Here is a 24,440-nt window from a genome sequence, read left to right as displayed (position 1 = left end):
CTCCCGGTCAGGGCAGGATCAGCTTGGAAACGGCCGTCAGCATCTGGGCCGGCTGGAAGGGCTTGACCACCCAGGCCTTGGCCCCGGCGGCCTGGCCTTCGGCTTTCTTGGCGTCGCCGGCCTCGGTGGTGAGCATGATCACGGGGGTGAACTTGTAGGCCGCCAGCTGCTTGACGTTCTTCAGGAAGGTGATGCCGTCCATGTTCGGCATGTTCACGTCGCTGATGATCAGGTGGACCTTGCGGCCGTCGAGCTGGGTCAGCGCGTCCTTGCCGTCGACGCCTTCGAGCACGTCGTAGCCGGCGGTTTTCAAGGTCATGCCCACCACCTGGCGGATGGAGGCGGAGTCGTCGACGATGAGAATGGTCTTGGCCATGATGGGTCCTCAGAAAAAGGTGATGTCGGAAGCGGAATGGCTGGCGCCCGCGCTGCCCGAGCCGCCCTGGCGGCCGTGGTGGATGGCGTGCTGTTCGGGGGTGGTGTAGGTGCTGGAGAGTTCGTCGAGCCAGGAGCGGGCGTCCACGTGGCGGGCGTCGTCCTGCTCCAGGTGCTGGGCCAGGCGGCCGATGTCGTCGCGCATGTGGCCGAGCATCTGGCTGACCCGGTCCTGGAACTGCAGGGCGACCAGCACCTCGGAGATTTCTTCGCCGACGGCGGCGTTGTCATTGCGCAGGGCGTTGCCATGCTCCACCAGGCGGGTGGCGCCGGAGCGGAACTGGGCGATCACCTGGCGGATCACCTGGCTGGCGTTTTCCAGGGTCCCGGCGTCGCGGGTGGCGTGTTCGTTGGAGACTTCCAGGGTGCGCTCGATGGCGCCGCTGACGGTCTCGATGGTGTCGCCGATGCGTTTGCCGGTTTCCTCGGAGAGGGTGGAGAGCTTGCGCACCTCGTCGGCGACCACGGCGAAGCCGCGGCCGGCCTCACCGGCGCGGGCGGCTTCGATGGCGGCGTTGAGGGCCAGCAGGTTGGTCTGCTTGGCCACATCGCCCACTTCCTTGGCCATGGTGCGCAGCTGGGCGGTGTAGCTGTTCAGCCGCTCCACCTCCTGCAGCAGGCTCTCCTTGCTGGAGAGCGCCAGGCGCAGCTGGCTGACGATGTCTTCCAGCTCCACTTCGCTCTGGGCCAGCAGGGTGACCAGGGCATCGCTGTCGGCCTGCATGCCGCTGGAGACGGCTTCGCTGATGCGGCCGGCGAGGCGGGCGAAGCGCTCGGAGAGGGCTTCGATGGCGGTCTGGGTCTGGTGGCGGGCGGATTCGATCTGCGCCGACCAGATCGGCGCGATGCTGACGCACAGCTCCGGCAGGCCCTGCACGTGGCGCTCGGCCTCGAGCCGGGTACCTTCGGCCAGGGCCTCGTCGCGGGCCTGCTTGAGTGCCTGTTCGTGGGCGCCGCCACGGTGGGCAAGGACGACCCAGAGCAGCAGCGTGGGCGCCACGGCCGCCAGGGTCCAGGCCGGGGAGGGGAACTGGCTGGCCGTCCAGAACAGCAGCGCGCAACCGGCGCCGCAGAGGGCGATGGGCAGCCAGGGGACGCTGGAAGTGTGGGTCGGGCTGGTCACGGTCGCGCTCCTTGAGGACACGGGGCCCGCAGCGGCGATACCTTGCGGGGGTGTGTCCAGCATGAGCGCGGGGCGCCATCGGCCCTATCGTCCTATCCCGGTGATGGCATCGGGACATCCTGCTTTTTTGTAGGGATTTCCCGAGGGGCTGCGTTGCGCCACTCCCTAATATCGAGTGGCGACCTGTGGTTCAGGCCGTCAGGCCGTGGGTCATGGCGTATTTGATGATGTCGGCGTTGCAGGTGAAGCCCATCTTCTCCATCAGCCTCGTCTTGTGGGTGCTGACGGTCTTGTTGCTGATCACCAGCTGGTCGGCGATCTGGTTGACGCTGAGGCCTTGGGCCAGCAGGCGGAGGATCTGGAACTCGCGGTCGGAGAGTTGGGCGGCGGCATCGTCCGTGGGGCTGCTGCTGGCGAAGGCGAGCTGTTCGGCGATGCGCGGGTCCAGGTAACGCCCCCCATCGGCCACCCGGTGGATGGCAGCGAGCAGGGTCTCCGGGTTGTGGTCCTTGGTCAGGTAGCCGCTGGCGCCAGCGCGCAGGGCACGTTGGGCGATCTGTGCCTCGTTGTGCATGCTCAACACCAGGATCGGCAGGCGCGGGTAGCGGCCGTGCACGCGGCTGATCAGGTCCTCGCCGCTGAGGCCGGGCATGCTCATGTCCAGCAGCAGCAGGTCGAACTCGCCCAGCCGCAACTGCTCCAGCACCTGGGCGCCGTTCTCCGCTTCCGCCGCCACCTGCAGGCGGGTGTCGAACTCGATGAGTTGCTTGAGGCCGCCGCGCATGATGGCGTGGTCGTCGGCGATGAGGATGCGGGTCATGCCGTCTCCGTAGGCTCGTTGATGGGGAAGGTGGCCTGCACCGTGGTGCCCTGGCCGGGGTGGCTGAAGATCACCACTTCGCCCCCCAGGCTGGTGCCGCGCTCGCGCATGCCGGCCAGGCCCAGGGAACGCTTGCCGACCTTGGCCGGGTCGAAGCCGTGGCCGTTGTCGGTGATGTCCAGCACGTAGCGGTCATCGACCTGCTCCAGGCTGACCACCGCCCGGCTGGCACCGGAATGGCGAGCGATGTTGGTCAGCGCCTCCTGGACGATGCGGAAGGCGGTGGTGGCCTGGCTGTCGTCCAGGGCCGGTGCGCCGCTGTGGGCCACCAGCTCGAGGGTGATCTGTGTGTGGTGGCTGCGGAATTCGTCGATCAGCCATTCCAGGGCCGGGTAGAGCCCCATGTTCAATGCCGCCGGACGCAGGCTGGTGGCGATGAAGCGCACCACGCCGATGGTGCGGTCGCACAGGGCCATGAGCCGCTCCACGTCCTCACCGAGCCCCGCGGCCTGCTCGCCGTACTTCAGGCGCAGCAGGGAAATGCCCATGCGCAGGGCGGTGAGGTGCTGGCCCAGTTCGTCGTGGATCTCCCGGGCGATCAGCTTGCGCTCCTCTTCGCGGGCGCTTTCCCGGCGGCTGGACAGCTCGCGCAGCTGGCGGTTGCTGGCGGCCAGGCGGCGTTCCGCCTTGCGGATGCCGCTGACGTCGCGGGCCACCGAGATGACGCTGGTCACTTCGCCTTCGGCGTTGCGCTCCGGCACCAGTTGCATGAGGTAGTGGATCTGCTGGTCACTGGGGCCGTCGATGCCGTGGATCAGTTCCTCTTCCATGGACTCGCCGGTGGCGGCGACCTCGCGCACCAGGTCGCCCATGATGTCGACCTGGGAGTTGTCGCCGAAGACTTCCCGTGCCGGTCGGCCACGGGCCTCCACCAGAGGCAGGCGGCACAGGGCTTCCAGGGCCGGGTTGGCGTAGAGCAGGCGGAAGTCGGGGGTCAGCCGGCCTATGGCGTCGGGCGTGTTCTCGATCAGCGCGCGGAATTGCCGCTCGTTGCGCAACAGGGCGTTGGCGATGCGCCGCCGCTCGGTGAAGTCGTGCATCAGCACGAGGCTGTAGGGGCGCTGGTCGTAGCGGAAGCGGTTGAACTGCATCGTCACATAGCGGGGGAAATCCTCCCCTGGGACGTGCAGCTCGCAACTGAGCACGCGCTGGGTGTCCAACGCTTCCTGCAGGCCATCCTCCCGGGCGAACAGTTCGGCGAACTGCTGCGTCAGCAGGGCCAGCACCGGTGCCAGCGGCTGCCCGACGAGGTGTTGGCGCGGCTGGCCGATCAGTTGGCAGGCGGCTTCGTTCAGGTAGCGGATGTTCTGCTCGCCATCGAGCAGCAGGACGCCATCGGCGGTGTAGTCCAGGGCGAAGCTCAGCAGGTGCATCTGCTCGGCCCGCTCCCGGTGCCCGGCAAGGGGTTGCAGGCGCACCAGGTAATGGGTGGGCTGGCTGCGACCGTCCTCGACCATGCTCAAGCCCAGGTGCAGCCAGCGATGCTCGCCGGACGCGGTGATGAAGCGCATCTCGCCACAGGACAGGTCGTCGTGCTGGCGATGTGCCCGGTCAAGGGCCTCGCCCAGTGCCTGGCGATCCCTGGGGTGCAGCAGGCTGTCCAGGGGCGTGCCGATCAGGGTCTGCCGGGAGCGCCCGAGCAGTTCCTCCGAGGCTCGGTTGACGTGGCGGACGGTGCCGTCCAGTTCCAGCAGGGCCAGCCCCACCGACGACGACTCGAATGCCCGACGAAAGATCTCTCCCCCAGCGCTGTGGCCCATGACTCCCCCGATCACGTGCGATGCGACTGACGGAGTATGGATCAGTGGCGAAATGCTGGCAGATTTTTGCTCAGGCCCGTCACTGACGCTGCAGTGACAGGGTGTGCTCCGGGGCATGCAGGGGGCAGATGGCCGCACCCGGGGTCCCACCTCGCGGCCGGGGGCGGCGTGCATCGGGCGCGGTGGGGGTCAGGGGGTGGGGGGCTCGACGCCTTGCTCGCGGTAGATGGACACCACCTCGCCATTGCGGCGCATGGCCTCCAGTTCGCGACCGAGGCGATCGTAGATCGCCGCGCGGTCGCTTTCGTAGAGCTTCTTCGAGACGGCGAAACGGTTTTCGACGCGGATCGGTTCGCGCAGCCCGGCGTAGGTGTAGTCGCTGAAACTGATGTTTTCAAAGGCCGTGTCGATGGCGGCCTTGTCCAGGACGGCGATGGTGTCGATGCGACCGGCGCGGAACATCCGCACCAGGATGTCGTCGTCCACCGCCGGCTGCTTGTGCAGAGCCTTGTCGGCGTCGAAACGCGGGAAGTACAGGGTGCTGCGCTTGACGCCGATGCGCAGGGGCGCCAGGTCCTCGTAACGCTCCACCCGTTGGGTGGGGCGGATGGTGAAGAGTATCTGCTTGTTCTGGGTGCCGATGCTCGGCAGGTAGTGCAGGTAGTGGTCGCGCTCCGGGTCGGGCAGTACCCGGGGCAACACGTCGATGCGCCCTTCACGCAGGTCCGCCAGGCTGCGGGCGAACGGCGCATAGCGCCACTCCAGTTGCAGCCCGGCGCGCTCCGCGGCCACTTCCAGCACCTTGACCAGGGGGCCGGTGGGGCGCCCGTCGATGCTCCACATCTCGGGCGGGCGGTCGCGCAGGTCCACACGCAGGGTGTCGGCCTGTGCCAGCACCGGGAGCAGCAGGATCAGGAAGGCAGAAAGCAATCGCATGGGAGGTTCTTCTATTTATTGTCCGTGCCCGTCGAGGGACACGCATGCCTGAACTGTGGTGCCGAAACCGCAGCGGCGCAACTCGACTCTCGTAGGGGGCGTCTTCGCCAGGCAACGCGGTGGGAGTGGGCACGAAGCCATGCGGGTTTCACCCGAGCCCGTGCTGGTGCGTCGTACCCCAGGGCGGCTGCTGTCGCCAGGCGGGCTGCAGGGATGATCGGCGCCCGACCTTAAACCGCGCCTGCTGGCTCAGCCCCGTGGCTGAGGGGGAGGCCGTGTGCGAATCGACGATGACGGCTATGGAACCACGCGGAGAGGGGTCAGCGTCGGTCCGGACGCGACCAGATCCACAGGTTGCCGAGCAGCATGCCGGCCATGACCAGGTAGAGCCAGGCGCCGTGGGGCAGGCTGATGAGCATGATGGCCAGGGCCAGGAGCATCGAGGCGCTGGCGGCGAGCTTGGCACGGCGGGCGATAGCGCGGCCGTTGCGCCAGTTCTTGAGGATGGGGCCGAACAGGCGGTGGTTGTCCAGCCAGTTGGCCAGGCGCGGCGAACTCTTCGAGGCGGCCCAGGCGGCGAGCAGGACGAATTCGGTGGTGGGCAGGCCCGGCAGCACCAGGCCGACCATGCCGACGCCCAGGCTGGTGTAGGCCAGCAGGGCGAAGAGCAGGCGGCTGATGCGCGAGCGCGATGGAGCGGGCGCGGCGACCGGGAGGTCGCCGGCCAGGGACTCAGGCGGGGGTGTCGGCACTGGCGTAGGCGTGTTGCAGCAGCTCACGGAAGCGGTTGAAGGCGGCGAGGGCGCCCTTGTCCACATCGGCTTCCTGTTCGGCGCTCAGTTCCAGGCCGTCGAGGGTACGGGTGAAGCTCTTCCAGCCTTCGGCGCGGCCACCGGCGGGTTCACCCAGGTGACGGGCACCGACTTCTTCGGTCAGGCCCAGTGCGGCGACGCGCTTGATCAGGAAGGCGGCGCCGAGCTTGGAGCCTTCGGAAACGAACAGCCAGCCCAGGGCTTCGGCGAAGCTGGGGTTCTGCACGGCGCCGGCGACCGGGGCGGGTACGTCGGTGTCCAGGTCGGCCAGGTCCAGGCGCGCCTGCTCGGCACGGCAACGGGCGGGCAGGTCGGGGAAGACTTCGACCAGCACGGCGTCCTGGTACAGGCTCTGCAGCTCGGCCTGGAACAGGTACTGGGCGACCACGAAGCGGGAGAAGTTCTCGCGGTTGGCGAAGGGATCGTTGGCTTTCACCGCCTGGTCCAGCTCGGCGTGGGGCGCGTGGGTGATCTGGTTGATGCGTTGGGAGCGGAGGGTGCTGGTCATGGAGTCATCCTGAAAATTGGCTTCTGTTGACGAGACGAACGAGCCTGTCCATCGCGTAAAAAATGCCCGCAAGGGGGTGTCGCGCCTGGCGGCCTCCCCATCACGCCGAAGCGGGAGGGGAGGCCTTGCCGTCGGCGATCAGATGTCCCAGACGAGGTTGACGGAGAAGTTGCGGCCCGGTTGGGTCAGGCGGTCGAGGTTGGCCGGGGCGGTCACGCCGGCCTCGCCGACGCCGTCGTAGCCGCGCACGTCATCCCACAGCCAGTACTTCTTGTCGGTCAGGTTGTAGAGGCCGGCGTTGACGGTGAGGTCGTCGGTCAGCTTGTAGTAGCCGGTCAGGTCGAGCATGCCGAAGCCCGGGGTGGCGAACTGGCTGGGGCTGCCATCCGGGGCGTTGAAGTTGTCCTCGTCGATGCGCGTCTTGCGCTTGACCAGGGTCCAGCTCAGCTGGGTGCCGAAGGCGACCTGCTCGTAGCCCAGGCCGAATACGCCGGTCAGCGGGTTGATGCTGTTCAGCGGCTGGCCGGTTTCGTCGTTGCGGCCACGGGCATAGGCAATGGAGCCCTGGGTGTAGAGGCCCGGGAATGCACCGAAATGCTCCAGGTCCAGGCGCCCCTTGACCTCCATGCCGCGGATGCTGGCACGGCCGATGTTCTTGCTCTGGAACACGGTCAGGCTGCCGCTGCGGCCGACGGCATCGTTGTCGAGGAAGTCGCGGTAGCGGTTGTAGAACACCGCCACGTCGAAGCTGCCACCTTCGAAGTTGCCACGCAGGCCGGTTTCCAGGCTGCGGCTCTTCTCCGGTTCCAGGTCCGGGTTGGGTTCGACGATGTAGCCCAGGGAGGTGTTCTCGAAGCGACCGTACATTTCCTTGGCGTTGGGGGTACGGAAGCCTTCGGCGTACTGGCCGAACCAGGTGTAGTTGTCGTCGAAGGCGTAGGTCACGCCGAACTTCGGCGATACACGCTGCCAGTGCTTGGTTTCGTCACTCGGGCGGAAGGTGCTGGTACCGAGGGTGCGCAGGTAGTCCGGGGTCAGCTCGGGCTCGAGGTCGGTGCGGTCATAGCGCAGGCCGGGGAGAAAGGTCCACTGGTTCCAGCGGATTTCATCCTGGGCGAACAGGGCGTAGGTCTTGACGGTGGGATCGGGGAAGTCGCTCTGCGGGGTCAGGCTGTCACTGGCGGTGGGGCTGACCTGGCCGACGCGGTTGGTGCACGTGCCGATGGAGGTGTAGCAGAAAGCGGTGCCGCTGCGCAGGCCGGTGACTTCCTGGTGCTTGAGGTTGAGGCCGTAGATCAGCAGGTGCTCGGTATCGCCGACGCTGAAGGCCTTGTCCAGTTGCGCATCGATCACCCACAGACGGTCCTTGTAGTAGGTGTCGCGGTAGCGCATCACGTCACGGGAGATGACGCCGGTGAAGGGGTTGCTGGGGACGTAGCGTTCCTGGGTGCTCTGGTCGGTCTTGGCGATCTGGTAGTTCAGGCTCCACTTCAGGTTGTCGGCCAGCAGGCTGTCGAGGGCGACGGTGTGTTCCAGGCCGAAGCGCTCGCGGGTGATGGTGTCGTTGCCGCTGCGCGACTTGTAGTAGCCGGAGCCCACGCCGATGGTGGGGGCGTTGAAGGGACCGCCGACGGCGCTGAGCTGGTTGGTGTCGCGGTCGTCCTTGTACTTCTCGTAGGTCAGTTGCAGGCGGTCGGTGTCGTTGTAGTTCCAGCCCAGCTTGGCCAGCACGTTGGTGGAACGCACGTCTTCCGGGTTGGCTTCGGTGCGGTCCAGGCCGGTGCCGCCGTGGCCGCCGAAGGATTCGGTTTCGTGACCGTTGCGCTGGGACAGGTGCAGCAGGGCGTCGAACTGTTCGTGGCGGCCGGCGACGGTGGCCGAGTTGAGCCAGCTGTCGTCGGCGGAGCTGTAGCCGGTCTTCAGGCGGGCACCGACATCGCGGCCGGGCTTGATGATGTCGTCGGCATCCAGGGTGAAGTAGCTCACCGCGCCGCCGATGGCGTTGCTGCCGTAGAGGGCCGAAGCCGGGCCGCGGAGGATTTCCACGCGCTTGACGATTTCCGGGTCCACGTAGTTGCGGTGGGTCTGGGCGTAGGGGCCGTAGAAGAAGCTGGCCGGCACTTCGACGCCGTCGATCTGGGTCAGTACGCGGTCACCGTCGATGCCACGGATGTTGTAGCCGCTGGTGCCGGCGCGCTGGCCGGCACCGCCGACGGAGACGCCCGGCTCGTCACGCACCAGGTCGCGGATGTTGTCGACGTTCTTGCGGTCCAGCTGTTCGCGGCTCTTCACGCTGACGGTGACCGGCACGGTGCTGGCGCTCTGCTCGTGGCGGGTGGCGGTCACGGTGGTGGGGTTCAGCTCCATGGCCAGGCCCTTGGCCGGGGTGCGTACCAGCACCACGCTGCGCTCGCCGACGGCGCGGTATTCCAGGCCGGTGCCTGCCAGCAGGCGCTGCAGGGCCTGTTCGGCCGGCAGGCGGCCATTGACGCCGGGGGACTGCACGCCAGCGGCGAGATCGGAAGAGAGGCCGACCTGCCAGCCGCTCACGGCGCTGAAGGCGTTGAGCGCTTCCACCAGGGGCTGGCGGGCGATGGCGAAGCTGTAACCGCCCTGGCTGGCCAGCTGGGTCGGCGCAGCACCGGTTTCGGCGGCCTGGGCGATGCCGACGGGCAGGCTGCCCAGGGCGATGGACAGGGCCAGCAGCGACACGCCGGTGGGGGCGGACAGGCGCAGGGTGGGGCGGTTTGAGCGGGTGGTCATGGGAGCGGCTCTCTTCGGTCCGTTAATCGCATTTCTAATGCGAATCAGTGTCATTGGCTTTTGACGAGACGAACGAGAAATCGCAATCGCGTAAAAATAATTTCGGAGTTATTCCGACGGGGCGTGACAAGGCCCTTAGGCGCGTGTCGGGCGAGGCCTCCGAACCGGCAACAGGGCTGCGCCCTGGTGAGCGCGAACGCATGGCCGCGCAGGGTGGATGACGCTCTTTTCATCCACCAGCGGAGTGACCGGCGAGCCCGAATGGTGGACCGATGAAGCGCGGTCCAGCCTACGCGCGGTTCATCGTCCTCATGCCCCTGCCCCCCTGCGAACGGGAGGCCTCCGAACCGGTACAGGGCTGCGCCCTGATGAACTCGAACTCATGGCTGCGTAGGGTGGATGACGCTCTTTTCATCCACCAGCGGAGTGACCGGCGAGCCCGAATGGTGGACCGGTGAAGCGCGGTCCACCCGGTCAGTCGTCCTCATGCACCTGCACCCCCGCGAACGGGAGGCCTCCGAACCGGCAACGGGCTGCGCCCTGATGAACTCGAACTCATGGCTGGCGCGTGGATGACGCTTTTTCATCCACCAACGGAGTGACCGGCGAGCCCGAGGCAGCCCTGGGCCGGGCGCGATTCAGCAGGGGTGGGAAGGAGAGGCGCGGGGTGGGTGCGGCTGAACCGGCCCACCCATTCAGTCGAGGATGACCAGGGCAGGGAATTCGTGGAGCTTGGCCGAGGTGATGTGGGCGAGGGAGCGCACCACGCCCAGGGGATCGTCCAGGCGGTAGTTGCCGGTGACGGTGCGCTCGCCCAGGCGCTCGTCGGTGCTGATGATCCAGCCCGGGTAGTAGCGGCGCAGCTCGGCCAGTACTTCACGCATGGGGCAGTCTTCGAACACCAGGCGGCCCTTGACCCAGGCCAGTTGGTCGGCCTTGCCATGGCGACGGTCACCGAAGCCGGCGGGCCCGATACGGATGCTGTCGCCGGCGCTGAGGCTGACGCGGGCGTTGTCTTCCCGCGAGCGCAGGTCGACTTCGCCACGCTCGACGCTGACTTCGGCCTCGTCACCCAGGTAGCGCACGGCGAAGGCGGTGCCGCGCACCGAGACCTGCACCGGGCCGGCGTCCACCTCGAAGGGGCGGTTGCGGTCGTGGGCGACGTCGAAGTAGGCCTCGCCCTGGTAGAGGCGGGCACTGCGCTGCTGGTCATCGATGCGGCTGGAGAAGGCGGTGTCGGTGTTGAGCAGGATGCGCGAGCCGTCGGCGAGCTCCAGGTTCTGGCGCTGGCCGACCTCGGTGAGGTGGTCGGCGCGCAGGCGCAGCAGCAGGTCGCTCTGCAGGCCCACGCCCACCGCCAGGAGCAGCACGGCGGCTGCGGCCAGGGGCTTGAGCAGGGCGCGGCGGACCGGGCGCTTGTGTTCACGGTCGAGGCGAGCGGCGGCGGCGGTGAGCAGCGGCGATTGCCAGAGGCTCTGGGCCAGGCGGAAGGCCAGGGCGTTGTCCGGCGAGGCGGCCATCCAGGCCTCGAAGCGGGCCCGGCATTCGGCGTCGGCGCTGTCGAGGAGGATCAGCCAGTCCAGCGCTTCGCCCAGGCGCGCGTCGTCTGCACCGGGGCCGGCTGCGGGCGGAACGGGATCGGGCTGGGGCACGGCGCCTACCTCGGATTCGGGGGCGCCTATTCTTGTCGAACCCGAGGCCGAGCGGAAGTCCTTCATGTCGGCGGATCCAGGCGGCTGAGCAGGTTCATGCAGATCGCCATGATCAGCTTGAGTTCCTTTTGCACCGTGCTGGGCGACACATCCAGCTCTTCGGCGATCTCCGCGTAGCCATGCCCGTGCAGGCGGCTGAGGATGAAGATGCGCTGCTGGCGCTGGGTCAGCTGGGACAGGGTGCTGCCCAGGCGCTGCAGGAGCTTCTCCGCGTGGAGCCCGTCCTCGGCCGAGGAGATGGGTGCGGCAACGGCTTGGATGACGTCGTCGGGCACATCGTCCATCAGCGTGCGCGATTGCATGCGCATGTGCCGCAGGTGGTCGAGGGCGAGGTTGCGGCCGGTCTGGAAGAGGAAGGGTTCGAGGTGGTCGATGGGGCGTTCGGCCAGGGTGCGGGCGACGCGCAGGTAGGTCTCCTGCACCAGGTCCTCGGCGACGCTGGGGTTCTTCACCATCCTGGCCAGGGTACGCAGCAGGGGCATGCGCTGGGCGAGGAATACGCTGTCGAGGTTGGAGGAGGTCACTGCAGCATCCGGCCACTGGAAAATGGCGCAAATGATAATCAGTTTTATTGGTGTCGGCTAGCGATCGCGTCCCGCACTCTCGCCATCGCCTGGAGGCCCCGTCCCGTGGGGCTCCAGGCGCCGTTCGCTCCGCTCAGCGGCCGTCGAAGGCCTGCTGCAGGGCGGCGATATCCAGCTTCTTCATGCCCAGCATGGCCTGGAAGGCGCGTTGGGATTTCACCGCGTCCGGCGCCTGCAGCATGGCGGGCAGTACCTGGGGCACGATCTGCCAGGACAGCCCGAACCTGTCCTTGAGCCAGCCGCATTGCTGGGCTTCCACCGGGCCGCCGGCACCCAGTGCGTTCCAGTAGTGGTCGACCTCGGCCTGGTCGCGGCAATCCACCTGCAGCGAGAGGGCTTCGTTGAACTGGAACAGCGGGCCGCCGTTGAGGGCGGTGAAGGCCTGGCCGTCCAGCTCGAAGGCCAGGGTCAGCACGCTGCCGGCGGGGCGGCCGTGAATCTCCTTGCCGGCCTCGCCGTAGCGGGTGACGGCGGTGATCCGCGAGTCGGGGAAGATGCCGATGTAGAAATCGACGGCGGCTTCGGCCTGGTGGTCGAACCACAGGCAGGGGGTGATGCGCGGACGGATGGGCATGGCGGTTCTCCAGTGCGGGCCGGCTCGAGGATAGCCGGCATACCCCTGGTCGTCTGGCGTGGCGGCGGATCGACAACCGTTCAGCGGCGGGTGTCCTTGCGCCGGGGCGGGGGCTCGGTATCCCGGGTGGGCCGCGGGCTGTCGCCGTCGCTGCGCACCTGGGCGTGGCTGATCAGGGCGAAGATCAGGCTGCCACCGACGATGTTGCCGGCCAGGGTGGGGCCGGCGAAGGTCAGCCAGAATTCGCGCCAGTCCAGGTGCCCGGCGAACACTAGGTAGGAGACCTCGGCCGAGCCGACCACGATGTGGGTGAAGTCGCCCAGGGCCATCAGGTAGGTGATGAGGATGATGATCCACAGCTTGGCGCTCTCCTGGGAGGGGATCATCCAGACCATGGTGGCGATCATCCAGCCGGAGACGATGCCCTTGGCGAACATCTGGTTGACGTCGTTCTCCATCACCTTGCGGCCGATGTCGAGGAAGGCGGCATCGGTGGCGGCATCGAAGATCGGCAGGCGCAGCATCACCCAGGCCACCAGCAGGGTGCCGGCCAGGTTGCCGGCGAGCACCACGCTCCACAGGCGCAGCAGGCGCCCGACGTTGTTCAGGGTGGGTTTGCTCATCACCGGCAGCACGGCGGTGAGGGTGTTCTCGGTGAACAGTTGCTGGCGCGCCAGGATCACCGCGAGGAAGCCCGCCGAGTAGCCGAGGCTGGCGATCACCTTGCTCGCCTCGCCAGCGGGCAGGCGCGCGTTGAACAGCCCCATGGCCATCAGCGACAGGCCCATGGTCAGCCCGGCGGCCAGGGCCGACCACCAGAGCGCAGCGGCGTTGCGCTCCAGCTCCTGGTCGCCCTGGGTGCGGATGATCTCGTGAAGGACGGCGGCCCGGGGTGGCTGGTTTTCGTCGACGTCCTGTTTCTCCCGGGCGGACAACCCCGGTGTCTTGCCGTCTTTGGCCTGGTTCATGGCGACTCCGCTGGTGATTGGCGTATCGGTTGATCGTCGGAACGCCCGGGAAGTTCGCCGCTTGCTGCTTGTCAGCTCACGCGGGCTGGCTACTCTTTCATGACCAAGTCGCTACGCCGGAAGGCCTGGCGACCACAGCGAGGCGCGGCCGCCCTTGGCGAGGGCTGCGGTCACGTCGGCAGTTCGCTACCAGGCCTTCGGCTTTCAGGGCAACGAAAGAAGATGGGATGGGACCTGAGCAAGCGCAGCGGCACCGAGCGCACCGGGCTGATTACCGACCTGGCGTTCCATGCGGCGGAGCAGGGCGAGCCCGTTTACCAGGACAGATCGACCGGCTGCGAGGACACCCAGCAGGCGTGCACCTACTTCAACATGGATGGCATGAGCGTGTGCATGGTGGGGCATATCCACGTGCAGCTGAGGGTGGCACGCACGGGCGCCGGATCATCGGCAGGCTGGCTGGGTTGGTCGGCGCGCCTGGCAGAACCGCGCTTCGCTGCATTGGCAGGCGCGGGCCATGGTGTGCCGCCGGGATGGCAGGCCCGCTGAGGGGCCTGCGTGTGAAGGAGGGATGAGCGGTTACAGGTCCAGGCGGTGGATCACCTGGGTCGGGTCTTCGGCATCGCGGCGACGCTGCAGGCCGAGCTTGCGGGCCAGGCCGCGCATGCCGGCGTTGCTCGCCGAGTCGATGGAGTAGAGCTGGCGGAAGCCGTTGCGCCGGGCGCTGTCCGCCAAGTGTTCGAAGAGGATGCTGCCGAGGCCGCGGCGCAGCCATTCATCGGCCACGGTCACGGCGAATTCGCACTGGCCGAGCTCGCCGACCTTGGCATAGCGGCTGATGCCGACTTCCAGCAGTTCGCCGTCCACATGGGCCAAGGCCACCAGGGCGACGCGGTCCTTGTCGTCGACATCCATGAGTTGGTTGAGCAGTGCCGGAGCCACTTCGCGGAACTCACCGAGGAAGCGGTTATGACGGGCCTCCGGTGACAGGCGGTTGATGAAGGCGCGTTCGCGCTCGCGGTCCTCTTCACGCAGGGGCCGGATGAGCACATGGGTGCCGTCTTCCAGGGGCTCGATCCAGTAATCGCCTCGCGGTGATTGGTGCAGCGGCTTGGCGACAAGGGCGGAGTTGAGTGCGGACATGGCTGTCTCCAGGTAAGGGAAAAGGGGCGGCGCATTGCGCCTATGCCTCCTGTTTACCCTTCTGGCGGGACCTTTGATTGATCGAAGTCAACATGCACTGGACGGTGCCCTGCGCCGGGTTGTCGCAGGGGCGTCGTGGACGGGACTGACCCAGGTCAATTTCCGCTCTGCGGCGGGCAGTAGCGTAAGGACAAAGCCATTGCCGGAGAACACCCATGGACAATCGGGACTGTGCATCCGCACACGCGTTGATCGAACTGCTGCTCCTGGGCTGCGACGGCCCGGAGCGGCCATCCTCGCCGCTGCTGGCTGGCCTGCTCACGGCCCGAACGCCAGGCGCGCGGCCGTCATCCGCCTCCATGGGCGATGCCCTGATGTCCGGCGGCCTCATGCCCCGGGCCTATTCGCGTCGGGATTGAAGCCACAGGGAGGGGCTGAAGCGGGGCCGAACATCGTTGTGTTGGGCCTCGCTGCGCTCGGCGCCAACCTACGGCACCGTGCTCAACCCGAACCACGGTGCTAACCGGTGTGTAGGGTGGATGACGCTCTTCTCATCCACCAAGCGGTGCTGCCGGGAGGCACCGAGCGATGGCAGCCCTGCGGCCTGCTGGGCGAATGAATTCGCCCCTACATTTGCCCCAAGGTCGCCCTGCACTGCACGCGTAGGTCGGGTGCAACCCGGCGGTTGCGACGCACGGTTTTTGCGGGTTTCTACACCACGAAACGCAGGATCGCCACGAAGTGCAGCAGGCTGCCGGCGATGACGAACAGGTGCCAGATGCCGTGCCAGTGGCGGAAGCGGCTGTCGAAGGCGAAGAAGATGATGCCGACGGTGTAGAACACCCCGCCCGCGGCGAGCCAGGTGAAGCCGGTGGTGCCCAGGGCGGCGATCAGCGGCTTGATGGCGATGAGCACGATCCAGCCCATTACCGCGTAGATGATGATCGACAGCACGCGGGCTTCCGTGCGCGGCTTGATCTCCTGCAGCATGCCGATGATGCCGAGCGTCCAGACGATGCCGAACAGCGTCCAGCCCCAGGCGCCTTTCAGGGTGACCAGGCAGAAGGGCGTGTAGCTACCGGCGATGAGCAGGTAGATCGACAGGTGATCGAGCTTGCGCATGATCACCTTCGCCCGCCCACGGACGCTGTGATAGACCGTGGAGATGCTGTAGAGCATCACCAGCGTCACGCCGTAGATGGCGACGCTGACGATCTTCGCCGTGCCGCCATCCAGGGCCGCCAGGACCAGCAGCCAGATGGCGCCGATGCCGGCGAGCACCGCGCCCACCAGGTGCGTCCAGGCGTTGAATCGTTCTCCGTGGTACATGCATCGCTTCCTCGAATCGCTGCGACTGCGCAGCGCGGCGGCCTTTATCGCTGAAAACGCCGCGCGCCGCGAGCGTTGTGTGTCTGCGATGCATTGGCGCGCGGGCGAGTCACGCCGGAAAGGCGGTCAGTACACGTCGGGCACGAGGATTTCCCGGGGCGTCGGGTTGCGCACGTAGTCGGCGTGACGCAAGCGTTGCGGCAGCTGCACGCTGGGCTGTTCCACCTCCTCGTAGGGCATCTGGCTGAGCAGGTGGTGGATGCAGTTGAGCCGAGCCTTCTTCTTGTCGTCGGCCTGCACCACCCACCAGGGCGCCTCTTCGATGTGGGTGCGTTCGAGCATGATCTCCTTGGCCTTGGTGTAGGCCTCCCAGCGGCGGCGGGACTCGAGGTCCATGGGGCTGAGCTTCCACTGCTTGAGCGGGTCGTGGATGCGCGCCAGGAAGCGCAGGTGCTGTTCCTGGTCGGAGATGGAGAACCAGTACTTCACCAGCTGGATGCCGGAACGCACCAGCATGCGCTCGAACTCCGGCACGGTGCGGAAGAACTCCTCGTACTGCTCGTCGTTGCAGAAGCCCATCACCCGCTCGACGCCGGCGCGGTTGTACCAGCTGCGGTCGAACAGGACGATCTCGCCGGCGGCCGGCAGGTGCGAGACGTAGCGCTGGAAGTACCACTGGGTCTGCTCGCGGTCGTTGGGGGCCGGCAGCGCGGCGACCCGGCATACGCGGGGGTTGAGGCGCTGCGTGATGCGCTTGATCACGCCGCCCTTGCCGGCGGCGTCGCGGCCTTCGAAGAGGATCACCACCTTGTGCCCGGTCTTGACCACCCAGCTCTGCAGCTTCACCAGCTCGCCCTGCAGGCGGAACAGCTCCTGGAAGTAGTTGCGCCGTGCCTGGCGCCCGGGGTTGTCCTCGACGTGGTTGTCGAAGTAGGCGTCCAGGTCGTGGCCGTCTTCCAGCAGCTCCAGTTCGAGTTCTTCGTCGCTGTGGTCCAGCAGCTCGCGATGGATGCGCTGTGCCAGCAGGTCGTTGCCAACGCTCATCTGCCACCTCCTTGGTTTATCGATTTTGCGGAGGTTATGACTCTTTTGTGACATGGAAGTGACAGGGGCCCTGAAACGAGTGAGCCCGCGCAGGCGCGGGCTCGTTGCTCGGGGAGGGAAAACCCGGCGCCCCGTACATCCCTGTACTCAAGGCGACGGGGGGAAACGCTATCAGCTGCAGGGGGCCTGGGGGCCGCCGGTCATGGTTTCGACGTTGTTGAGGATCTCGTTGCCCTTGTTGATCTTCTGGGCGTTCTCGACGTCCTGCATGGTGTAGCTGTTGTAGCCATTGTTGGCGTTATTCATGTTGGCCTTGGTCTGCATGATGCTGGTGCCGATTTCCAGCAGGCTGCGGCCGGTGGAGATCAGGTCGGCAGTGGCATTCGGGGTGCAGGGGGCGTTGGCCGAGGCGACCTGGGTGCCGGCGGCGGCATTGTTGGTAGCCGGGGGCGTGAACAGGCCTTGGGTCTGGCCATTCTGGGGGATGCAGCCGGTGGTGAGCAGGGTGGAGGCGAGGGCGAAACCGGCGGCGATTCCTTGGAGTTTCATGGGGGCATTCCTTTGGTGCGTGATCCGGGCCTACCTGGGCGGCAGGTGTCGTTATCGGCGTGGCGGCAGCACGGTGCCGCGGGACCCGGAGCGGGCGGGCGGGCCATAGCGCCTGCAGGGGAGTCTAGGGAGGGAGGCGAAAGGCTTGAATAGTACGGGTGTGCTAGTGCCTGTGAACCATTAGCCACTTTGCGTGTGTCGGCCAAGGTTCGGGGCGCCACGCCCTGCATGAAGTCGGCTCGCCGTCGCGCTTATAATCGCCGCCTCCCTTCTATTGGAAAGCAGCCCTCATGCTCAGTGCCGAGCTCAAGGCGTTCTACATGGTCGCGCGCCTGGGCAGCATCACCCAGGCCGCCAAGAAGCTAGGCCTGAGCCAGCCGACCGTCACCACCCAGATCCGCAACCTGGAAGGCCAGTACGCCGTCGAGCTCTTCCATCGCGGTGGCCGCCGGCTGACCGTGAGCGAGGAGGGTGCGCGCCTGCTGCCCATGGTCAAGGTGCTGCTGCAGCAGGAAGCCGATATCGAGTTCTTCCTGCGCAACAGCGGGCAGATGCAGGGCAGCCTGCGCATCGGTGCCACCTCGCCTTATTACATCCTCGGGCTGGTGCGGACCTTCCGCGAGCGCTACCCGCAGATCGAGGTCTCGGTGGAGATCGGCAACTCCCAGCAGGTGCTGGAGGCGCTGGAGGAATACCGCGTGGACCTGGCCGCCTCGTCGCAGAAGCTCGACGACCAGCGCCTTACCCGCCTGGTGCTGGGCAGCGACCCCCTGGTGCTGGCGGTGCACCGCAGCCACCCCCTGGCCGGGCGCGTGTCGGTGGATATCGCCGCCCTCAAGGGCCACAACCTGCTGATGCGTGAACGCGGGTCGATCACCCGCCAGCTCACCGAGGCGCTGCTGGAAAAGGCCGGCCTGGACATCGGCCCGCTGCTGGAGATCGGCAGCCGTGAGTCCATCCGCGAGGCGGTGATCCGCAATATCGGCATCAGCATCATCGCTCGCCACGAAGTGCCGGATAACCCCGAGCTGTGCGTGATCGAGCTGGAGCAGGCGCCGCAGATCGACGAATACCTCTACTGCCTCAAGGACCGCCGCCAGGCGCGTTTGCCGGCGGCCTTCATGGCCCTGGGGCGAGAGGCCTGCGAAGAGGGCCGCTGAAGGGCCCTGCAGGAGGGAAGCCCCCGGCAGCGCCGGGGGCCATGGCTCAGAGCCGGTTGAAGCTGACGTTGTCCAGGTACAGGGACTGGTCCTTGCGGGTGCCCAGTACCAGCAGTTCCACGCGGCGGTAGGTGCCGGCGGGGATCTGCACGTCCTGCTGCAGGCGGCTCCAGGTGCCACCCAGGGTGGGGCTTGCACCCAGCGGCAGGTAGCGACCCTGGCCGTTGGCATCCTCCAGGTAGAGGTAGCCGTAGGTGAGGCCCTTGATGCCGGCGTTGCGGCCGATCATCACGTCGGCTGCCAGGCGGTAGCCGAAGCCACCCTGCACCTTGCCCTGCAGCGGAATGCTGGCGCCGCTGCCTTCGTACAGGCGGGCGTAGCTTTCCAGCGAGGTACCGGTGTTGCCACCCAGGGCGACCAGGCGGGTGGTGCCATGGAAGCCGGCCCAGCCGGCCGCGCCGTTTTCGAAGTTCCAGCCCAGCTTCGAGGGAACGGAAGGCGTGGTCGGGGTGGTGGGCTTCGGCTCGGTCACCTCGGTCAGCTCCACCTCATCCACCAGCACGCTCAGGCCGTCACGGCTGATCAGGCCGACGTAGGTGGTGCGCGGCGGGGTCTGGGCGCGGGTGTAGGTGAAGGTGCGCTCCAGGGTGGTGAACTCGGTGCTGGTGACCGACTGGGTCAGGCCGGAAGCGTTGCTGTAGCTGATGCGGTCGTTGGCCTCGTGGAGGACGCCCAGGTAGATGTTGCCGCGCGCATTGGTGCCCTTGAGCATGACCTTGGCGCGCAGGCGGTAGCGGGTGCCTTCACGCAGGGCGGCGACCGGGGTGGCGAGGATGTCGCTGCCGCCCTTGGCCAGCTCGAACAGCAGGGCGTTGTCGCGGCAGGTCTTGCCGACGTTCACCAGGCTCATGCTGGCGCTGCCCAGCAGGCCCTGCCAGCCGTCCGCGGTGCGGAATTCACCGTTGGCCACCAGGCCCTTCAGGGCCGGCTTGTTGCACCAGGCCGGGGTCGGCGTGGTGGGCGGCGTCGTCGGTGGCGTGGTCGGGGTGGTCGGCGGGGTGGTGGGAGTGCCCGGGTTGGTGGGGTTCTGCGTCTCCGGCACCTTGGTCGCCCGCAGGGCGGCGATCTGCGTGGCCATGGCGTTCAGCGCGCGAGCGGCGTCGGCCTGGTTCTCCTGGCCGCAGGCCTGGTTGGCGCAGCTGCTGTCGACCACGCGCGGCGAGGAGAACAGCGGCGCCTGGGCGCGGGCGTTGAACACGTGGGGGTAGCCCATGATGGTGGAGAACTGGCCCTGCACGCCGTAGCCACGGCTCCATTCGAAGGTGCCCTGGTGCCAGCTGGACTGGTAGTAGCCCTCGGTCATGTCCTGCTCGTAGGAGTGGCGCAGGCCCATGTTGTGGCCGATCTCGTGGGCCATGGTGCTCAGGCTGCAATCCACGCCTGTGATGGCGTAGGCGCTGTTGGCGGAGCCGGATTGGAAGGTGCCGCTGTTCTTCGGCCCGGAGAGCACGTAGCCGATGCCGCACACGCCGTAGCCCTGGCCTTCCTGGGTGCGGCCGATGAGGTGGACCATGTCGGCGCCATAGGTTTCACGCAGCTGCTGCACGCGGCTGTCGGCGGCGAAGGCGGCCAGGTCGCGGCTGGAGACGGTGGGGTAGCTGGCCCAGTCCAGCAACTGGCGGTGCACCAGGCGCAGGCGCAGGTCGACGTTGCTTTTCTTGTAGGCGTTGTTGGCGTACTCGATGTAGCTGGCGATGCGCGCATCCATGTCGCGGCCGTTGGGCAGCGCCTGGGCGTCCTTGGTGTAGAGCACCAGCAGGTCCACGGTGCGGGGTTCGGCGGCATGGGCGGCCTGTACGGCGACGGCCAGCAGGGTGCCGATGAAGAGTCTTTTCATGGTGGGACGTTCCTTGTGGGATCAGCCTTGGGCGGGCGGCGGCAGGGGCGGCAGTTGCTTGGCGTCGGGGGTGATGATCGGGTCCGGCGTGGCGCGCATCAGCAGCTCGTTCTGGTCCGTCACCTGGGTGGCACCGGTGGCGTTGTCCACCACGAAGGACAGGGTCTGCTCGGTGGTGGCGAGGGTGATGTGGGTCTCCAGGCGGCCCTTGACCACGGTCAGGGTGTCGGCGTCGCTGCCGCCTTCCACCGCGCCGGTCCACACGGCGGTGGTGCCGGTGTTATGGGTTTGCTCCAGCGTGGCGCGCAGCGGCTCCGGCTGGCCCGGCACGCCCAGTTCCAGGGTGCGGCCCACGGCGAAGGTGCCCAGCAGCTCGGGGGCTACCTGGGTGCGGTACACGGCCAGCCCGTCCTGCTCGGCGGCCTGCAGGGAATCAGCCGTCCACAGGGCCAGGGGCGCGTCGGAGGCGCTGTCCGGCGCTGCAGCGGACGATGGATTTGCCGTGGCCTGGCCGCTGGTCTGGACCGCAGCCTGTGCCCCGGCTGTGCCAGGCAAGGACGGGAGGGACACGCTGCCCGCGCCGGTCGGGGCAGAGGCGACGGGCGCCTGCCCACTCTGCGCGGGGGTGTCCTGCAGCAGGACGGCGAGCGTCGTGCCGGCCGTCACCAGGGCGACGGCCGGGTAGAGCCAGATTTTCCGCATGGGTTCTCCTTTCATGCACCCGGCCTGGGCCGGGTAGTGGTGATCCGCCTGGGCACGTCCGTGATGCGCAGGCGGGTTCAGTCGACGAGCAGGCAGGCTGGCCATTGAACTCAATGACGAGGCCAGGGGCTGTTCAGTCGAGTTAGTGAAGTAGCGCCCCGATCAGGTGGGCACTCCTTATTCAAACGCGTGACGTCGGTTTGAATTGAAAAGTGTGTTTTCTACTATCAGATTGCCAGCGTATTAAGTTGCGCAAGTTCAACTAACGGAGACAGTGAAAAAGTCAGGCGCAATAATTGGAGCTGTTTCGCAACGGGTTGTAATCAAAGGGTTTTGTCGAACAATTACATCGGTGATGGCGACGGGTTATCAGCTGTTTGCTGCGGGATGTCGCCGGATTTCGCAATTACCCACGATTGGCGCCGGGGCTGTCAAACCAGCAATGTGCGAGAAATCCCAATTATTCCGACGGCCATTGAGTAGCGGGTTAAGGTGGCGGCTGGTTCACTTGCGGAAGTTGAACGCGTTCAACTTTATTTATGCCGCTCAACGTTCCCACGCTCCCGAATATCGACGTCAGGCAGCACAGCAGCGCAATGGTGTGATCCGGCGCCTGGCTAATAGCGAAAGCGTATTTATGCCCCATGCAGGCACTGTGATATCAATTTTCTGGCGTCAATAAATCGAACAACTGGCCGTTACCCCTCGCAACGGTCGAACCTGTTCCACGGTTCGTCAGGGATGCTCTTCCGTGGTTTCGCTGCCACCCGGCTGTGCCGGGTGAAACATGGGAAGGTGGTCATGCCCCGTACGCTCCTCTACCTGGCGGTTGCCCTGGTCACATCAGGTGTCACCTTCGCCGTCCTCCTGCGCGATACCCCAGCGGTCCCGGCCGTTACCCAGCACACCCCATCACCGACACCCCCGGCAGCTCCGTTGCCCGTCGCCCCGGCCATGGCGGGCGCTCCGGTGGCGGCCAGCCCGATGCCAGCCGCCGTGAACGTGGTGCCGGCACCCCACGTCGCCCCGATGCCGGTGGTGGACGCCCCCGCCGACACCCTGGTCGAACTCTGGGACAGCCACTCCCTGGTGCCCGAGCAGCAGCAGGAGATGACCCTTTACCGCACCCAGGTGGCGACCACCTCCCTGGGCGAACTGGCCGTCGGCAAGACCCTGCAGCTGGGTGTGCCCGGCCGCCAGGCACCGCTGCGCGCCACGCTGGACGAAACCCACAACACCGGCGGCGCTGCCGTCTGGAGCGGCGCGGTGGAGGGTGGCCAGCCTGAAGACACCCTCACCGTGGTGAAGGGCCAGCTGGAGACCCACATCACCCTCGCCACCCGCGATCAGACCCTGTCCATGGTGGTGGACAACGCCACCGGCAGCACCCTGGTGACCGACCAGAACCAGTTGCTGATGCGTGCCACCCCGGACGCCCTCGTGACCCCCGATTCCACGCCGTTGCAGCCCCTCCCGCCGCCGACCCGCGGCTGAGCGCTACAGGAACGATGACCATGAAGAAACTGCTCGCCTGCCTGGCCCTGCTCCTGCTGGCCCCCTTCACCCAAGCCGCCACCACCGAACCACGCACCGTCGACATCCTGGTGCTCTACACCAAGGACGCCCAGGCGCTGCCAAACGGGCGGGACATGAACGCCCGCATCGCCAGCTACATCGAATTCGCCAACAACGCCTACAAGAAAAGCAACGTCAACCTGCGCCTGCGCCTGGTCAACGCCCAGCCGCTCACCTGGGCCAGCTACCCGACCATCTCCGACAAGGACCTTTCCGCCTTCGCCGCCGACAGCCGCGTGCAGCAGCTGCGCGAGACCTATGGCGCCGACGTGGTGCAGCTGATCAGCCGCACCCAGGTAGGGCAGGGCTATGGCGTGTGCGGCATCGGCTACGTGCTCTCCGGGCCGAAGAACAGCGGCACCTTCCAGAACGGTGCCTGGGCCAGTGCCTACGGCATCACCGGGGTGGACTGCAGCCTCAGCACCATGGCCCACGAGATCGGCCACAACATGGGCCTGCGCCACTCCTATGAGCAGGACCAGACCGAGGGCTACTACACCTACCTGGCCCGTGGCATCCATCAGGGCACCTACGAGTGGGGCCGTGGCTACGGCGTGCAGGGGCGCTTCTCCACCATCATGGCCTACCCCCAGGTGTTCAACGCGTCCGTGCAGGCCCCGCTGTTCTCCACGCCTACCGTGGTCGATACCACCTGCGCCAACCAGGCCTGCGGCCGTGCCAGCTTCGCCGACGCCGCCCGCGCGTTGAACGACATGGCCGCGCAGATCGCCGCCTTGCGCCCGACCAAGGTGCCCGAGACGGTCAACCCGACCTCGACGCCCACGACCCCCACCACGCCGACCACACCCACCACTCCCACGAAGCCCACCCCGCCGGTCACCACGGCCTGGTGCGACAAGCCGGCGCTCAAGGGCCTGGTGGCCAACGGTGAATTCCGCACCCTGGACGGCTGGAAGGCCCTGCTCAACCTGGCCAAGCTCAGCACCCTCAACGTCGGCAAGACCTGCCGTGACGACGCCCTGCAGTTCGAGCTGCCGGCCGGCCGCGACGATGTGCTGGCCACCTCGGTGGGCGCACTGAAGGTCGGCGCCACCTACCGGCTCAAGGCCAAGGTGATGCTCAAGGGCACCAATGTGCGCGGCAATGTCTACCTGGGCATGCTCCACGAAGAGAATGCCGGCATCAGCTACAGCACGGCCAACGGTGTGATCAAGTCGGTGACCAGCAGCGAGTTCACCCCCATCGACGTCACCTTCGTCTACCAGCCGCCGGCCAGCGTCATCCGCAACACCTACCTGGGCCTGGTCAGCGTCAACCGCCTGGCCGTGCTGCTGGATGAGGTGGAACTCAGCGAAGTGACCCCCGCCAAGCCCATCACCCCGACGACCGCGGCCGCTTTTGGCTGGAACTTCGACAGTGCCATCGGCGAGTGGACGGGCTTCTACGGCAGCACCCGGCTGACCGCCCTGGCAACCACCGGCAAGTCCCTGGAGGTCTACGCCCGCAAGGCCGACGGCACCGGCGCCAGCCTGCTTCTGGCCGGCAAAGTGCAGCCGGGACTGTCCTACCGCTTCGCCGCCGACGTGATGGTGAGCCGCACCGCCAGCGTGGCCGCGCTGGCTTATGCCTACCTCTACCTGGAAGACAGCGCCGGCAACGGCCGGTTGCTGTCCCTGGGTGTGGTCAATACCAAAGGCGGCGCCTGGGGCAAGCTGCAGCAGAGCTTCCAGGTGCCGGCCGGAAACTACCGGCGCATGGAACTGATGGTGCTCAGCACCCGCTCCGACCAGTCGCTGTACCTGGACAACGTCAGCCTCAACCGGCTCTGATGCCGGCAGTCCGGCGCCCGGACCGGGGCGCCGGCTGCATCTGTACCTGGGACATCACGTCCCAGGGCACGGAGTCATCGACTCCATCGGAGACGTTCGAGCAAAGGCTCGACAGGATGAGTGGGTGCCGCAGGGGCGTGTGTTCAGCCGCTCGGCGCTGCAGGCGAATCCTGGCGGTTGCAAAGAGCCGCATGCC

General features: G+C 67.0%; 23 protein-coding genes. 5 read left to right on the top strand and 18 right to left on the bottom strand.

Annotation, left to right across the window (positions count from 1 at the left end; all coding sequences use genetic code 11):
* Positions 1–7: 7 nt before the first annotated feature.
* From RTW82_RS10900 to RTW82_RS10845, 12 genes are all read right to left on the bottom strand, one after another.
* Entirely contained in the window at positions 8–376 is a 369-nt protein-coding gene (locus RTW82_RS10900; RefSeq protein ID WP_021217483.1) for a response regulator, read from the bottom strand.
* Between the two features lie 9 nt (positions 377–385).
* The gene (locus tag RTW82_RS10895; protein ID WP_373875442.1) at positions 386–1,159 is read right to left on the bottom strand and encodes a methyl-accepting chemotaxis protein; all 774 of its coding nucleotides are present in this window, start codon (positions 1,157–1,159) and stop codon (positions 386–388) included.
* 589 nt (positions 1,160–1,748) lie between these two features.
* On the bottom strand, positions 1,749–2,378 hold the full coding sequence (locus tag RTW82_RS10890) for a response regulator (protein WP_021217481.1): 630 nt from the start codon (positions 2,376–2,378) through the stop codon (positions 1,749–1,751).
* Positions 2,375–4,198 carry a PAS domain-containing protein gene (locus tag RTW82_RS10885; RefSeq protein WP_316925094.1) on the bottom strand — a complete coding sequence of 608 codons (1,824 nt, stop codon included), beginning with the start codon at positions 4,196–4,198 and terminating at the stop codon, positions 2,375–2,377. Before RTW82_RS10885 ends, RTW82_RS10890 begins: the two co-directional genes overlap by 4 nt.
* A 189-nt stretch (positions 4,199–4,387) precedes the next feature.
* On the bottom strand, positions 4,388–5,134 hold the full coding sequence (locus RTW82_RS10880) for a substrate-binding periplasmic protein (protein ID WP_316925093.1): 747 nt from the start codon (positions 5,132–5,134) through the stop codon (positions 4,388–4,390).
* A 320-nt stretch (positions 5,135–5,454) separates the two neighbouring features.
* Positions 5,455–5,886, bottom strand: a complete 432-nt coding sequence (locus tag RTW82_RS10875; protein ID WP_316925092.1) for a YbaN family protein — start codon at positions 5,884–5,886, stop codon at positions 5,455–5,457.
* The gene (locus RTW82_RS10870) at positions 5,867–6,454 is read right to left on the bottom strand and encodes a biliverdin-producing heme oxygenase (RefSeq protein ID WP_316925091.1); all 588 of its coding nucleotides are present in this window, start codon (positions 6,452–6,454) and stop codon (positions 5,867–5,869) included. The genes RTW82_RS10875 and RTW82_RS10870 overlap by 20 nt, the downstream gene beginning before the upstream one ends.
* A 138-nt stretch (positions 6,455–6,592) precedes the next feature.
* The gene (locus RTW82_RS10865; RefSeq protein WP_316925090.1) at positions 6,593–9,217 is read right to left on the bottom strand and encodes a TonB-dependent receptor; all 2,625 of its coding nucleotides are present in this window, start codon (positions 9,215–9,217) and stop codon (positions 6,593–6,595) included.
* Positions 9,218–9,912: 695 nt separating this feature from the next.
* Positions 9,913–10,935 (bottom strand): FecR family protein, encoded by a 1,023-nt coding sequence (locus RTW82_RS10860; protein ID WP_316925089.1) that lies wholly within the window; start codon positions 10,933–10,935, stop codon positions 9,913–9,915.
* Complete coding sequence (locus tag RTW82_RS10855) at positions 10,932–11,411, bottom strand: RNA polymerase sigma factor (protein ID WP_371877160.1); 480 nt, start codon at positions 11,409–11,411, stop codon at positions 10,932–10,934. The genes RTW82_RS10860 and RTW82_RS10855 overlap by 4 nt, the downstream gene beginning before the upstream one ends.
* Before the next feature lie 175 nt (positions 11,412–11,586).
* On the bottom strand, positions 11,587–12,087 hold the full coding sequence (locus RTW82_RS10850; protein WP_316925088.1) for a VOC family protein: 501 nt from the start codon (positions 12,085–12,087) through the stop codon (positions 11,587–11,589).
* 80 nt (positions 12,088–12,167) lie between these two features.
* A complete protein-coding gene (locus RTW82_RS10845) occupies positions 12,168–13,055 on the bottom strand; it encodes a formate/nitrite transporter family protein (RefSeq protein ID WP_316925087.1) in 888 nt (295 codons plus the stop codon).
* Positions 13,056–13,277: 222 nt separating this feature from the next.
* Between RTW82_RS10845 and RTW82_RS10840 the strand changes: the two genes are divergently transcribed.
* Positions 13,278–13,604 carry a hypothetical protein gene (locus RTW82_RS10840; RefSeq protein WP_316925086.1) on the top strand — a complete coding sequence of 109 codons (327 nt, stop codon included), beginning with the start codon at positions 13,278–13,280 and terminating at the stop codon, positions 13,602–13,604.
* Between the two features lie 30 nt (positions 13,605–13,634).
* Here RTW82_RS10840 and RTW82_RS10835 read toward each other — a convergent pair whose 3' ends face one another.
* Positions 13,635–14,198: a GNAT family N-acetyltransferase gene (locus RTW82_RS10835; protein ID WP_184490486.1), complete on the bottom strand. Its 564-nt coding sequence runs from the start codon at positions 14,196–14,198 to the stop codon at positions 13,635–13,637.
* 215 nt (positions 14,199–14,413) lie between these two features.
* Here RTW82_RS10835 and RTW82_RS10830 point away from each other — a divergent pair, with 215 nt between their 5' ends.
* Positions 14,414–14,617 (top strand): hypothetical protein, encoded by a 204-nt coding sequence (locus RTW82_RS10830; protein ID WP_021217469.1) that lies wholly within the window; start codon positions 14,414–14,416, stop codon positions 14,615–14,617.
* A gap of 292 nt (positions 14,618–14,909) precedes the next feature.
* Here the strand turns inward: RTW82_RS10830 and trhA are convergent, their stop codons facing one another.
* From trhA to RTW82_RS10815, 3 genes are all read right to left on the bottom strand, one after another.
* A complete protein-coding gene (gene trhA, locus RTW82_RS10825) occupies positions 14,910–15,527 on the bottom strand; it encodes a PAQR family membrane homeostasis protein TrhA (protein ID WP_316925085.1) in 618 nt (205 codons plus the stop codon).
* A 126-nt stretch (positions 15,528–15,653) separates the two neighbouring features.
* On the bottom strand, positions 15,654–16,571 hold the full coding sequence (gene ppk2 / locus RTW82_RS10820; RefSeq protein WP_043246035.1) for a polyphosphate kinase 2: 918 nt from the start codon (positions 16,569–16,571) through the stop codon (positions 15,654–15,656).
* A 171-nt stretch (positions 16,572–16,742) separates the two neighbouring features.
* Positions 16,743–17,120 (bottom strand): hypothetical protein, encoded by a 378-nt coding sequence (locus RTW82_RS10815; protein WP_021217465.1) that lies wholly within the window; start codon positions 17,118–17,120, stop codon positions 16,743–16,745.
* Between the two features lie 290 nt (positions 17,121–17,410).
* On the opposite strand from RTW82_RS10815, the gene RTW82_RS10810 reads away from it, so the two are divergent.
* Entirely contained in the window at positions 17,411–18,280 is an 870-nt protein-coding gene (locus RTW82_RS10810; RefSeq protein WP_265168665.1) for a LysR family transcriptional regulator, read from the top strand.
* Positions 18,281–18,326: 46 nt separating this feature from the next.
* On the opposite strand, the gene RTW82_RS10805 is transcribed toward RTW82_RS10810, so the two are convergent.
* Together RTW82_RS10805 and RTW82_RS10800 are read right to left on the bottom strand one after the other, a co-directional pair.
* Positions 18,327–20,177 carry a zinc-dependent metalloprotease family protein gene (locus RTW82_RS10805; RefSeq protein WP_316925084.1) on the bottom strand — a complete coding sequence of 617 codons (1,851 nt, stop codon included), beginning with the start codon at positions 20,175–20,177 and terminating at the stop codon, positions 18,327–18,329.
* Between the two features lie 21 nt (positions 20,178–20,198).
* Positions 20,199–20,879, bottom strand: a complete 681-nt coding sequence (locus RTW82_RS10800) for a hypothetical protein (protein WP_021217462.1) — start codon at positions 20,877–20,879, stop codon at positions 20,199–20,201.
* 801 nt (positions 20,880–21,680) lie between these two features.
* Between RTW82_RS10800 and RTW82_RS10795 the strand changes: the two genes are divergently transcribed.
* Together RTW82_RS10795 and RTW82_RS10790 are read left to right on the top strand one after the other, a co-directional pair.
* A complete protein-coding gene (locus RTW82_RS10795; protein ID WP_316925083.1) occupies positions 21,681–22,373 on the top strand; it encodes a hypothetical protein in 693 nt (230 codons plus the stop codon).
* A gap of 20 nt (positions 22,374–22,393) precedes the next feature.
* Entirely contained in the window at positions 22,394–24,244 is a 1,851-nt protein-coding gene (locus RTW82_RS10790) for a zinc-dependent metalloprotease family protein (RefSeq protein ID WP_316925082.1), read from the top strand.
* Positions 24,245–24,440 lie beyond the last annotated feature (196 nt).

The sequence above is a fragment of the Pseudomonas sp. zfem005 genome (genome assembly GCF_032621735.1).
Classification (GTDB): Bacteria; Pseudomonadota; Gammaproteobacteria; order Pseudomonadales; family Pseudomonadaceae; genus Metapseudomonas; species Metapseudomonas solani.
Note: the sequence above shows the minus strand (reverse complement) of the source record. Positions and strands in the feature narration are given on the sequence as shown.